The organism is Pseudomonas sp. 14P5.3.2 (assembly GCF_057799175.1).
Genome location: NZ_JBYOKU010000027.1, coordinates 36,600 through 49,427 on the forward strand (window position 1 = coordinate 36,600; position 12,828 = coordinate 49,427).

Annotated in this window: 8 protein-coding genes; 5 read left to right on the plus strand and 3 right to left on the minus strand. The window is 62.0% G+C overall.

Going from position 1 to position 12,828, the window contains the following annotated elements; translation table 11 throughout:
* Positions 1-13: 13 nt before the first annotated feature.
* The gene (locus AC27VU_RS20275) at positions 14-4,483 is read left to right on the plus strand and encodes a hemagglutinin repeat-containing protein (RefSeq protein WP_488724772.1); all 4,470 of its coding nucleotides are present in this window, start codon (positions 14-16) and stop codon (positions 4,481-4,483) included.
* 138 nt (positions 4,484-4,621) lie between these two features.
* Here the strand turns inward: AC27VU_RS20275 and nhaA are convergent, their stop codons facing one another.
* A complete protein-coding gene (nhaA, locus tag AC27VU_RS20280) occupies positions 4,622-5,830 on the minus strand; it encodes a Na+/H+ antiporter NhaA (RefSeq protein ID WP_488724789.1) in 1,209 nt (402 codons plus the stop codon).
* A 224-nt stretch (positions 5,831-6,054) separates the two neighbouring features.
* Here nhaA and AC27VU_RS20285 point away from each other — a divergent pair, with 224 nt between their 5' ends.
* The 4 genes from AC27VU_RS20285 (at position 6,055) to AC27VU_RS20300 (ending at position 10,574) form a co-directional block, all read left to right on the plus strand.
* Positions 6,055-6,432 (plus strand): c-type cytochrome, encoded by a 378-nt coding sequence (locus tag AC27VU_RS20285; protein WP_103484471.1) that lies wholly within the window; start codon positions 6,055-6,057, stop codon positions 6,430-6,432.
* 95 nt (positions 6,433-6,527) lie between these two features.
* Positions 6,528-7,028: a sigma-70 family RNA polymerase sigma factor gene (locus AC27VU_RS20290; protein ID WP_003223490.1), complete on the plus strand. Its 501-nt coding sequence runs from the start codon at positions 6,528-6,530 to the stop codon at positions 7,026-7,028.
* Positions 7,029-7,068: 40 nt separating this feature from the next.
* Positions 7,069-8,052, plus strand: a complete 984-nt coding sequence (locus tag AC27VU_RS20295; RefSeq protein WP_488724773.1) for a FecR family protein — start codon at positions 7,069-7,071, stop codon at positions 8,050-8,052.
* Between the two features lie 98 nt (positions 8,053-8,150).
* Entirely contained in the window at positions 8,151-10,574 is a 2,424-nt protein-coding gene (locus AC27VU_RS20300; protein ID WP_488724774.1) for a TonB-dependent siderophore receptor, read from the plus strand.
* 118 nt (positions 10,575-10,692) lie between these two features.
* Here the strand turns inward: AC27VU_RS20300 and AC27VU_RS20305 are convergent, their stop codons facing one another.
* Together AC27VU_RS20305 and AC27VU_RS20310 are read right to left on the minus strand one after the other, a co-directional pair.
* The gene (locus AC27VU_RS20305; RefSeq protein ID WP_488724775.1) at positions 10,693-11,844 is read right to left on the minus strand and encodes an MFS transporter; all 1,152 of its coding nucleotides are present in this window, start codon (positions 11,842-11,844) and stop codon (positions 10,693-10,695) included.
* A 321-nt stretch (positions 11,845-12,165) separates the two neighbouring features.
* Positions 12,166-12,822, minus strand: a complete 657-nt coding sequence (locus tag AC27VU_RS20310) for a carboxymuconolactone decarboxylase family protein (protein WP_201138231.1) — start codon at positions 12,820-12,822, stop codon at positions 12,166-12,168.
* Positions 12,823-12,828: the final 6 nt, after the last annotated feature.

The window sequence follows — 12,828 nt, forward strand, 5'->3', positions numbered from 1 at the left end:
TGGAGACGTTTTTATGCCAGCACACACTTTTGCATTCCATCTTTCTCCTCGGGGCAAATTGCGCTGGGCGATCGCCAGCCTGTTCTTCGCCGTGCACCTGCCCAGCGCCATCGCCGGCGGTGTGGTGGTCGCTCCCGGCCCCGGCGGCACCGCGCAATTGCAGACGCAGGGCGGCGTGCCCATCGTCAATATCGTCGCGCCCAACGGCTCGGGCCTGTCGCACAACCAGTTCCTCGACTACAACGTCGACCGTCAGGGCCTGGTGCTGAACAACGCTTTGCAGGCCGGGCAATCGCAGCTCGCCGGGCAACTGGCGGCCAACCCGCAACTGCAGGGCCAGGCGGCGAGCGTGATCCTCAACGAGGTGATCAGTCGCAATCCTTCGGCCATCAACGGCGCCCAGGAAATCTTCGGCCGCGCGGCCGATTATGTGCTGGCCAACCCCAACGGCATTTCGGTGAACGGCGGCAGTTTCATCAACACGCCGAACGCCAGTCTGCTGGTCGGGCGTCCGGAATTGAACGATGGCAAGCTGCAAGCCCTGAGCACCCGCGATGCCAGCGGACAGTTGCAGATCCACAGTGGCGGCCTGCGTAACGCCGAGGGTTCGGTCAACCTGATCGCCCCGCGTATCGATAGCCAGGGCCGTATCGATGCCCGCGATCAGCTGAACCTCACGGTCGGGCGCAATCAGGTCGATTACGCCAGCGGTCAGGTCAAAGCCGTGGACCCGGCGGGCAACACTCAGGATCAACGCATCGACGCCAGCCTGTTCGGCGCGATGCAGGCCGGGCGCATCAATATCGTCAGCACCGCCGAAGGCGCGGGCGTGCGTGTGGGGGCGGTGCAAGTGGCCGGGCGTGACGGCGTGCAGATCCGTTCCGCCGGCGACCTCAGCGTCAGCGGTGAAGCCATCCCCAACAGCCTCGAAGTGACCCGTGCCGGCATTCGCAGCAGTCAGGGTGATGTCGGCCTGCACAGCGGCAACGACCTGACGCTGGCCGCTGCCGATGTCAGTGGTCGCGACGTCAGCGTCAATGCCAAGCGCAACCTGACCCTGAGCACCGTCGAAAGCCGCAAGCTTCAGGAAAAGCGCGAAAACTGGAGCAACAGCACCATCGGCATCACTTGGGAAACCTACGACCGGACCCAGACCGACAGTGAAACTCGCCAGCACGGCAGCCAGATCGTCGCCAGCCGCGACGCCAGGCTGACCTCCGGCAAAGACACCGAACTCAAAGCCGCGAAGGTTGAAGCGGCGAAAAATCTCGATGTGCAAAGCGGCGGCGATCTGCGCCTGACCGCGGCCACCGAAAGCCACACCCAGACCGATCAGGGCAACCATCGCAAGCATCTGTGGAAGGCTGACTGGAACAACAGCAGCGAAGAACAGCGCAGCATCAGCAGCCAGTTGAAGGGCGGCAATATCGCTCTGCAAACCGCCGCATTGTTGCGTTCCGAAGGCGCTGAATTGAACAGCGTCGGTGATGTGAAACTGGCGGGCAAACAGGTGGAGGTCACCACGGCCACCCGCACCAACCGCAGCAATAACAACAGTTATTCTGGCGACCTGGTCGGCGGTGGTTTCTTCGGCAAGACCGGTGACGCCGACAAGGGCCAGACTCAGCATCAGGGCAGCAAAATCAACGCCGCCGGTAAACTGATCGTCAAGGCCGACGATGTACGCATCAGCGGCAGCCAGGTCCGTGGCGGCACCGAGGCCAGCGTGATCAGCGATCAGGGTTCGCTGGTGATCGACGGCGTGCAGGACACCTCGCACAGCAACAACCACGACAAGGACAGCAAGTTCTTCGGCATCACCAAGGACGAGTCGCGGCAGAACGCCAAGGACAGCACCACCGTGCGCAGCGAGCTGGTCTCCGACAGCAACCTCAAGCTCAAGAGCGCCAAGGACATCGAAGTCGCCGGTTCCACGGTCAAGGCCGGCGGCGCGCTGACGGCGGACGCTGCGGGGGATGTGAACGTGCATTCCACGCAGAACAGCCACGACAGCAGTTCGACCACCGAGACCCGTGGCTTCGATGCCTACGCCAAAGAGCAAACGCCGGAGCAATACCGCGCCGGGGTGCACTACGAAGACAAGCAGCAGACCGTCACCCGTAACGACGTCAACCAGCAAGGTTCGAGCCTCAGCGGCGGCAGCGTGCAGGTGAAGGCCGGCGGCGATCTGACGATCAAGGGCGGTGAAGTCAAATCCACTGCTGGCGATACCACGCTGGGTGGCAAGAATGTGTCGTTGCTGGCCGAACAGGACAGCCACAAAACTTCGACCGACACCTCCAGCACTGGCGGCGGTTTTTACTACACCGGCGGCCTCGACCGCGCTGGCAGTGGCATTGATTTCGCCCACAGCACCGCGCAAGACAGCAGCAGCAAAACCACCGCGCAAACCACCCACGTGCAGAGCAGCGGCAGCCTGAACATCAACGCCGACAAGCTGGAGACCGAAGGTGCGCAGGTCAAGGCCGGCAACGGCCTGAACGTCGTGGCCAACGAGATCGACAACCGCGCGGCCAGCAACACCGAAAGCAGTACGCACAACCAGAGCAACTGGTCAGCGGACATCGGCGCCAACGTCGAGTACAAGGACATCGCCCGGCCGATTGCCGGTGCGGTCAAGGATGTGCTCAACGGCAAGGTGCCGGACAAGGAAGCCCTGAGCAATCTCGGCCAGCCGAACGTCGGCCTCGACGTGGCGATCGGTCACGGCAGCGCCGACAAGACCGAGCAGAGCAGCAACGCGGTGGTCAGCCGTTTCGACGGTGGCAGCGTCGACGTGAAAACTGCCGGCACCCTGCACGACCAGGGCACCCAGTACAGCGCCAGCAACGGCAAGGTCAACATCAGCGCTGACAAACTGGTTGCCGACGCCGCGAGCAACACTCACAGCAGCACCGATAACTCGGTGGACGCCAAGGTCGACGTGCGCGTCTACACCAAGACCGGCGAAGACGTGAACGTCGCCGGCAGCGGCGCGGGCGGCAACAGCTACGCCAGCAAGGACAGCAGCACGGCGGTGGTCGGCGGCTATGCCGGCAATCAAGGCGTGAACATCAACGTCGGTGCTGACGCGCAGTTCGCTGGCAGCCGTTTCGACGGCGGCCAGGGCGGTGTGAACATCAAGACCGGCGGCGATCTGGCGCTGAATCAGGCCAACGACCGCCAAAGCAGCAGCGACTCCAGCCTGCGCGGCAACGGCTCGCTGACCGTTGGCACTTTGCCGGGCACCGACGGCACCAACGTCGACCTCGGCGCCGGCTTCCAGCTTGACCACACCGGCAAGCAGACCTCTGACACGCAGGCTCACGTGGCGAGCATCAGCGGCAACGGCCCGGTGCAACTGAGCAGCGGCGGCAATCAGGTTCAGCAAGGCACGAAGATCGACAGCGCCGGTGGCATTGAGCTGCATGCTGACGGCAAACTCGATCTGCAAGCAGCCGTTGATACCCATACCGCGACTGGCAGCAATCTCGGTGGTGGTCTGAAGGGCGGCGGCAGCAAATCCAGCAGCGAGAAAAGTCGCGATCAGGGCGGGAATCTGAACGGCAACTTCAACATCGGCCGGATCAACGAAAACTCGCAAACCCTGACCGGTGGCCAGCTCAACAGCCAGAGCAACGTCGCGTTGAGCGGTGGCGCGGTGCACCTGCAAGGCACGCAAGTCGGCGCGCCGAACGTCAGCATCAATGCGCAGAAGGGCGGTTACGTTCAAGAGTCGGCGCAGTCCACCGAGAGTCGCAATAACTGGAACGTTGCGCTGAATGCCGGCGGCAACCTCAGCAGCAAGACCCCGACCGCTGCCGACGAAAAGGCCAGCAGCGATCACGGCTTCAACGCCGGGGCCAAGGTCGGCGTCGACTACCTGCAAGGCACCACCCAGCAGAACAGCCAGATAAAGGCTGACAGCGTGGTGCTCAACAGCGCAGGTGATGCACAGCTTTCGGGGGCGCGGATCGAGGCGAAAAATGTCAGTGGCAAGGTTGCCGGTGATCTGATCGTGGAAAGCCGTCAGGACTCGAAGACCCAAGCCAAGGTCGATGTCGATCTGGGCCTGACCGCGAAGAAGAACCCACCGAGCGACAAGGAAAAACTCGCCGGCACTGACTACAAACCAACGTTGAAAGCGCAGGGCGAATACGCGCACAAGGACAGCGTGGCGCAGGCCTCCGGCATCAGTGGCAATCAGGGTGTGAAGTTGAACGTTGGTGGTGGCACGCAGCTGACCGGCGCGCGCATTTCATCGACTGAAGGCAAGGTCGATCTGGGCGGTTCGAAGGTCGGTAGCAGCGATCTGGTCAACCGTGACTACGGGGTAAAAGCCGGACTGGATCTGCCGCAGAAAACCGAGGAGAACGCACCGAAGGTGTCGTTCGATAACGGCAATCTGAAAGTCGGTCCGGTGACCCTGAGCGGCAATCTGGACAGCCAGACTCTGCAGGCCGGGATCGACGAAAAAGGCTAAGCATCACCGCTGTAAAAACTGTGGGAGCGGGCTTGCTCGCGAAGGCGGTGATTCAGTCGATAAATTAGCTGACTGAATTGACGCTTTCGCGAGCAAGCCCGCTCCCACATTGGTTTCTGTCTCGACCAGATCCGGCGGTCAGTTCGAAGCCTTCGCCTTGCCAGCGCTCATCAGCACGACCACCGCCAGCAGAGCGGACAAAATCGAACCCAGCAACACACCCACCTTCACCGAATCGACCAGGTGCGCTGCGCCCGGGAACGCCAGTGCGCCGATAAACAGGCTCATGGTGAAGCCGATCCCGCAGAGCAGGGCGACGCCGTACAGCTGCAGCCAGCTCGCGCCTTGCGGCAGCTGCGCCAGACCACTGCGAATCGCCAGGGCGCCGAGGCCGAGGATGCCGATCTGCTTGCCGAACAACAGCCCGAGCGCCACACCCAGCGGCACCGGCTCAAGCAGGTTGCTCGGAGAAATGCCGGCCAATGACACGCCCGCGTTGGCGAAACCGAAAATCGGCACCACGGCGAACGCCACCCACGGATGCATTTTTTCTTCGAGGTACAGCAGTGGCGAGTTGTGCTCGTCTTCCGGGTTACCCAGCGGAATGCAAAGGGCCAGAATCACCCCGGCGAGGGTCGCGTGGATCCCCGATTGCAGCATGAAGAACCACAGGAAGGCGCCGGCGATCAGGTATGGCCAAAGCTTTTTGACACCGCAGCGGTTGAGGATCACCAGCAGTGTAATCACCGCCAACGAGGCCAGCAGCATGCTTATCGACAGGCCGCTGGTGTAGAAAATCGCGATGATCACCACTGCGCCCAGGTCATCAAGAATGGCCAGTGCGGACAGGAAGATTTTCAGCGACACGGGCACCCGTTTGCCCAGCAGCGACAGCACGCCCAAGGCGAAAGCAATGTCGGTGGCCGCGGGGATCGCCCAACCGCTCAGGGTCTGCGGATTGCCCCAGTTGATCGCGACGTAGATCAGGGCTGGGACCAGCATCCCGCCCAGCGCGGCGAAGCCCGGCAGCGCACGCTGACTCCAGGTCGACAACTGACCGGCGAGCATTTCGCGCTTGATCTCCAGGCCCACCAGCATGAAGAAGATCGCCATCAGGCCATCGTTCACCCAGTGCTCGATCGACAAGCCAGCGACTTTGATATGCAGGGTAGAGAAATACGTGGCCGCCCACGGCGAGTTGGCGACCAACAGTGCGGCGAGGGCCGCAGCCATCAGGATCAGACCACCGGCGGACTCGGCGGCGAAGAATCGGGAGAGAAAGGCCAGGGCAGACGGCGACTCCTGGCGGGCAGGGGCAGCATGCAAGCGTGACGGATCGTGGCTCATAGGCACGGCAACTCCGCGCGGCGGCCCGACCTGCGCTGAATTAAACCTGCCCTGCCGCGTTGTTGCGGTGGCACCCGGGCGGCATTTTACACAATAGGCGGGACGGCTGCGAAAAACTCGACGACGTGGGTCGCTGCCCGGCAATTTCTCGATACGTGGAAATTGGCCTCCTGATGTGTGCTTAGCTGTGCGCCGTCCGTTTCAGCCTCTGACCCTCTATAAAAATGAAAACAACCCTCGTCACCTTATTCGCTTTGTTATCAGTCATTCAGACCTCCCTGTCCGTTGCGGAAAATGTCAACGGCAAAAATCTGTATGTCCAGCGATGTGCTGTGTGCCACGGCGCCGATATCAAGGCAACCGGGCCATTGGCCAATAAAAGCAATCCGCCAACGCCTGACCTGACAACAGCCACCTTCAAGAAACGCCTTAGGGATTATCCGGGCGTCATCGTGTCCTCGATCATCCTTCGTCCCAATGGAAACCTGATTCCAAAAACCTTGCAGGACAACGGCGTGAAGATCGCGCCGCACGCCTGGAGCGTTCAGGATTTTCGCGATCTGCATCAATACATGAGTGAGGTGATTGCAAAAGCACGATGACCTGGAGATGAACGGCGGATCGGGTCTCCAAGGAATGAATTGCCGGGCTTAATAGGAAGCATTACTATTCACGCCCCTTTCCACCGCACGCTGCCATGAACCCCATGCTGCCCCGCAGACCCGGCTTTTTCGAGCATTACGAAGAGTTGATCGGCACCTGGACCCGGCGTCTGCGCAATCGCGCGCAGGCCGAGGACTTGGCGCATGACACCTTTGTGCGGGTGCTCGAATCCGATTCGGCAGCGGTGCAGCAGCCACGTGCGTATTTGCACCAGACCGCCCGCAACATCGCGGTCGACGGTTATCGGCGTGAGGATCGGCGGGAAGCCATGGAGTCGCAGGCGATCGATCACAGTGTGTCGTCCACCGGCGACCCGGAGCATTACATGCAGGCGATCCAGTTGGCCGACTCCATCGAACGGGCGCTGCAGGAATTGCCGCTCAACTGCCGGAAGATTTTCGTCTGGCAGAAGATCGAAGGGCTGACCCAGGCGGAAATCGCCGAACGCCTCGGGCTGTCGAGGAACATGGTCGAAAAGTATATGATCCGCACCCTGCGCCACTTGCGCGATCGCCTCGACGGCATGCAGTCATGAGCGGCCGCCGCTTTTCATCCCCAGCCCGACAGGACATTCCATGATGGATACCCGTGATTGCGCGTGCGGGCAAACAACGGTGCGTGATGAGGCAGCACGCTGGTTTGTGCGTTTGCAGGAGCCACTGATCAGTGCCGACGAACAGCAGCGATTCGACGCCTGGCTGAACCAGCACCCGCAACACCGTGACGAATTCCAGTTGCTGCAAGGCTTGTGGACGGCGGCGGATCTGCTGCCGGCGCCGCGCCTCAAGGCCCTCGTCGAAGCCCCGCTAACTCGTCACGAACGTCGTCCGCTGGTGCGCTATGCCGTGGCGGCCAGTGTACTGGCGGTGGCGCTCGGCCTCGGTTTGTTCAGTGGCTTGAATCACCCGGACGGTTATAGCGCCGAGTTCGCGACGGCGTTGGGTGAGCGCAAGCATGTGGCGCTGCCGGACGGATCGGTAATCGACCTCAACAGCCGCAGCCGTTTACAGGTGCGCTATGAGAAGGATCGGCGGCTGATCGAATTGAGTGAAGGCGAGGCGATGTTCAGCGTTCAGCACGACACCGCGCGCCCGTTCGTGGTCGAGGCCGGCAGTGGCAAGGTCACGGTCACCGGCACGCGTTTCGATGTGCGCCGCGATGTGACGCAAACCCGGGTCGCGGTGGAGCAGGGCACGGTCAAGGTGCAGGGGCGCAATGCAGCGGACAATCAATTCATCAACCTGACCGCAGGCCTCGGCACCCATGTCGATGCCGAGGGCAAAGTCGCCGCTGCGTATGCGGTCAATCCCGCCGAACTGACGGCCTGGCGCAGCGGCAAACTGGTATTCAACAACGCCAGCCTCAGCGAAGTGGCGGCGGAAGTTTCGCGTTATCGCGACAAGCCACTAACGGTCAGCAACCCGGCCGTGGCCGGTCTGCGCCTGACCAGCGTGTTCAAATCCGACAACACCGACGCCTTGCTCAAGGCCCTGCCAAACATCCTGCCGGTGGCCGTTCGCACCCTGGCCGATGGCAGTCAGGAAATAATTTCAAAATAAAATTCAGGTTTTTTTCGAGTTCATCGTCTTCCTGTTCAACTGCAACTGGTTTGCATTAACAGACGCACACTCTTGCGATCCACAGGACTACGTTCGACGTGAAAAACACCTCAGCCAACAACAAAAAATCCCCTTGGTTGCCGCTGGCCCTCGCGCTGGCGGTCAATGCGGCGATGCCGCAGGCCTTCGCCGCTGAAGCCATTCACATCCGCGCCCAGCCGTTGGGCCAGGCCCTGAGCGAGCTGGGTCAGCAAACCTCGCTGCAGGTGTTTTTCAGCCCGGATCTGGTCGCCGGCAAACAGGCTCCGGCGGTCGATGGCGACATTTCTCCCGAGCAGGCGTTGCGCCAATTGTTGCAGGGCAGCGGCCTGGACTATCAGATCAACGAAGGCTCGGTAACCCTGGCCCCGGCCGCAACTGCCGCCAGCAATGGCCCGCTGGAACTGGGCGTGACCGACATCAAAGTGGTCGGCGACTGGCTCGGCGACGCCGATGCCGCCGTGGTGCAGAACCACCCGGGCGCACGCACGGTGATCCGCCGCGAAGCCATGGTCGAGCAGGGCGCGATGAATGTCAGTGACGTGCTCAAGCGCGTGCCCGGTGTGCAGGTGCAGGACTCCAACGGCACCGGCGGCAGCGACATCGCGCTGAACGTCGGCGTGCGTGGCCTGACTTCGCGCCTGTCGCCACGCTCCACGGTGCTGATCGACGGTGTGCCCGCCGCGTTCGCACCGTACGGCCAGCCACAACTGTCGATGGCGCCGATCTCCTCGGGCAACCTCGACAGCATCGACGTGGTACGCGGCGCCGGTTCCGTGCGTTACGGCCCGCAAAACGTCGGCGGGGTGATCAACTTCGTCACCCGCGCCATTCCGGAAAAAGCCACCGGGGAAATCGGCACCACGCTGGAGACCACCCGTTACGGCGGCTGGAAGCACATCGACACGGCGTTCCTCGGCGGCACCGCTGACAACGGCATGGGCGTGGCGCTGTTGTATTCCGGGGTCAACGGCAACGGTTACCGCGAGCGCAACAACGACAACGACATCGACGACGTGCTGCTCAAGACCCATTGGGCGCCGACCGATCAGGACGATTTCAGCCTCAACTTCCATTACTACGACGCCAGTGCCGACATGCCCGGCGGCCTGACGCAAAAGCAGTACGACGACAAACCGTATGATTCGGTTCGCGATTACGACAATTTCAGCGGGCGGCGCAAAGACGTGTCGTTCAAGTGGATTCGCCAGATCGACGAGCGCACCCAGGCAGAAATCCTCACCTATTACACCGACAGCTTTCGCGGCAGCACCATCGCCGCCCGCGACCAGAAAACCCTCAGCTCGTACCCGCGTTCCTACTACACCCTCGGTGTCGAGCCGCGTGTGTCGCGGGTCTTCGACGTCGGCCCGACCACTCAGGAAGTCAGCGTCGGTTATCGCTACCTGAAAGAGGCGATGCACGAGCAGTCGAGCCGTCTGGCGCTGGTCAACAATCAGCCGGTGGTCACCCCGACGTCCGACGGCCATGTGTTCCAGGACCGCACCGGTGGCACCGAGGCCAACTCGGTGTATGTCGACAACAAGATCGACGTCGGCAACTGGACCATCACCCCGGGCATTCGCTTCGAACACATCAGCACCGACTGGCATGACCGCGCCGTACTCGACACCTCGGGCAAGCGCGTGCCAGAGAAAAACCGCAGCATCGAAAGCAACGAACCGCTGCCGGCGCTGAGCGTGATGTATCACCTGTCGGACGCGTGGAAACTGTTCGCCAACTACGAAACCTCGTTCGGCAGCCTGCAGTATTTCCAGCTCGGCCAGGGCGGCTCGGGTGACCAGACCGCCAACGGTCTGGAGCCGGAAAAAGCCAAGACCTACGAGATCGGTACGCGCTACAACGATGACGTGTGGGGCGGGGAAGTGACGCTGTTCTACATCGACTTCGATGACGAGCTGCAATACATCAGCAACGATGTCGGCTGGACCAACCTCGGTGCGACCAAGCACCAGGGTATCGAGGCGTCGGTGCATTACGACATGGCGGCGCTCGATCCGCGCCTCGACGGTCTGACCGCCAACGCCGGTTTCACCTACACCCGCGCCACCTACGAAGGTGAGATTCCGGGCTTCAAGGGGCGTGATCTGCCGTTCTATTCGCGGCAGGTGGCGACCGTGGGCTTGCGTTACGACATCAATCGCTGGACCTACAACATCGACGGTTTCGCCCAATCGAAACAGCGCTCGCCGGGCACCGGGGTCAACGCCGATGGCAGCTTCAACGGCAACTACATCACCGAAGGCACGGCTGACGGGCAGTACGGCGACATCCCGGGGTACGTGACCTGGAACGTGCGCGGCGGGTATGACTTCGGGCCGCAGGTGTCGAACCTGAAGCTTGGCGCCGGGGTGAAAAATGTCTTCGACAAGCAGTATTTCACCCGCTCCAGCGACAACAATTCGGGGATGTATGTGGGGGCGCCACGGACGTTCTTTGTGCAGGCCAGCGTCGGTTTCTAATGACGCCTGACCCTGTGGCGAGGGAGCTTGCTCCCGCTGGACTGCGCAGCAGGCCCGATTTTTTTGGGGTCGCTGCGCAACCCGGCGAGAGCAAGCTCCCTCGCCACAATGATGGGTGTTAGACCTTGAGGACTTTTCCGCCAATGGCCACGGCCACCAACAGCACCGCCATCAAGCCGAAAGCAAAACTCAAACTGCTGGCATGGGCGACAAAGCCGATCACCGCCGGCCCCGCCAGAATCCCCGCATAACCCAGTGTGGTGATCGCCGGCACCGCGATGCTTTCCGGCATCACCGTCTGCTTGCCCACTGCGGTGTACAGCACCGGCACAATGTTCGAACAGCCGGCGCCGACCAGCGCATAACCCAGCAGCGCCGCTTCCCAGCTCGGGGCGAAGGTTGCGAGAAACAGGCCAGCCGCCGCCAACAGGCCGCCAAACAGAATGATCCGCGTGGCACCCAGATGCCGAACAATCCGGTCACCCATCAAGCGTCCCGCCGTCATGGTCAGGGCAAATGCGGCGTAACCCAATCCTGCATACGCCGTGTCGATTCCGCGTTCCTGCGCAAGGAACACTGCGCTCCAGTCCAGCGCCGCGCCTTCGGTGAGGAACACGATGAAACACATCCCGCCGATGAACAGCACGATACCGTGGGGAATGGCGAATGCCGGGCCGGAACTTTCACTGCCGTAGGGCAACATGTGCGGCACCGCTTTGAACAGTGCGCCGATCAACACCGCCACCACCACCAGCATCGCTGCCAGCGGCGTCAACCCGAGGCCGAGCAGGGCGCTGACGCCTGCCGCACCGACGATCCCGCCGAGGCTGAACAGGCCATGAAACCCCGACATCATGTGCTTGCCGCTGGCCCGTTCGACGATCACCGCTTGCAGGTTGACGGTGGAGTCCACCGTGCCCAACCCGGCGCCGAACATGAACAGCGTGGCGATCAGCGCCGGTATCGACGACACCGTTGCCAGCAATGGTAGCGCCGCGCAAATCAGCAGGGTGCCGCCCGTCGCGACTTTGCGACAGCCGAAGCGCGTGGCGAGAATCCCCGCCAGCGGCATCGCCAGAATCGAGCCGACTCCCAGGCACAGCAGCAACAGGCCCAGCGTACCTTCATCGAGTCCGGCCCGGGCTTTGGCGTACGGCACCAGCGGCGCCCACGCGGCAATCCCGAGGCCGGCGATGAAAAAGGCGATGCGCGTCGACATCTGTTGCAGGCGTCCGGGGACGAAGGTGTCTTGGGGGTTGAGGCTGGTCATATCGATCCTTGGCAAAAAACGTCGCGTCCCCGAATGACCGTGATCGCGCGTCGAGGTTCGATCGCAGGTCTCGGGGGAAGAGCAGTCGACATCCTAACCTGTGGGAGCGAGCTTGCTCGCGAATGCGGTATATCAGCCAATGAATATGGCGACTGATACGCAGCCTTCGCGAGCAAGCTCGCTCCCACATTGGATGACCGGTGTTCACAAATGCCCGTTCTGTGCAGAACCCTGTGGGAGCGGGCTTGCCCGCGAAGGCGGTGGTTCAGGCAATGCATTTGGCGCCTGAAACAGCGCTCAAACCTGCATCAGTTTCTGCGTTCAGCGGGGAGCAAAAAGCGTCACTCTCGTCGCCTGATCACCTTGCACCATCAGGTGCAGGATTGCTTGCGGCGTGACCTCGTCCGCTTGGAAGCACTCGATGATCACTGTCTGTGCCGAGCACGCTTGCAATGTCAGTGTGTCGGCCTGACGCAACTGGCGCTTCAGCGCAGTGCTGACAGGAATCGGTGGATGTCCCGCACGAACCTGATCACAAAACTGCAGCGCCACTTCCCGGGGAGTGGGGGGCGGTGGCGAAGTCAGTCCGGCATCCTCGAACAGATGATTGAGTTGATCCGCAGCACTCACAGCACGGGGGAAGCCGGCAAAGGCTGAAGCCTGCAACAACACTTCGGTGATTTCCCCAGGCGCCAGACCCGCCGCCATTCCGGTTTTGAAATGTACGCTCAGCGGTGGCCCGACCATGCCCGACGCAACGATTGCAGCAAATGAAACCGCTTCACGCAGGCGTGGATCAAGGCCCGGCCGAGCGTGCAGATGCCCGTACACCACACCCACTGCCAGTTCAGCCAGCGCGGGGACTGTATGAAACAGTGCATCGAGGCGGGCACCGCCGTCGGGAACAAGGTCGATGAAAGTCTGACGACCTTCGTTGTATAGCGTGAGCATGGGAGCGTTAGCGGTTTTCGGTTGCATGGCATG

Coding starts and splice junctions, on each gene's coding strand:
- AC27VU_RS20275 (WP_488724772.1), top strand. CDS start 14: ATGCCAGCACACACTTTTGCATTCCATCTTTCTCCTCGGGGCAAATTG.
- nhaA (WP_488724789.1), bottom strand. CDS start 5,830: ATGAGCCACGATCCGTCACGCTTGCATGCTGCCCCTGCCCGCCAGGAG.
- AC27VU_RS20285 (WP_103484471.1), top strand. CDS start 6,055: ATGAAAACAACCCTCGTCACCTTATTCGCTTTGTTATCAGTCATTCAG.
- AC27VU_RS20290 (WP_003223490.1), top strand. CDS start 6,528: ATGAACCCCATGCTGCCCCGCAGACCCGGCTTTTTCGAGCATTACGAA.
- AC27VU_RS20295 (WP_488724773.1), top strand. CDS start 7,069: ATGATGGATACCCGTGATTGCGCGTGCGGGCAAACAACGGTGCGTGAT.
- AC27VU_RS20305 (WP_488724775.1), bottom strand. CDS start 11,844: ATGACCAGCCTCAACCCCCAAGACACCTTCGTCCCCGGACGCCTGCAA.
- AC27VU_RS20310 (WP_201138231.1), bottom strand. CDS start 12,822: ATGCAACCGAAAACCGCTAACGCTCCCATGCTCACGCTATACAACGAA.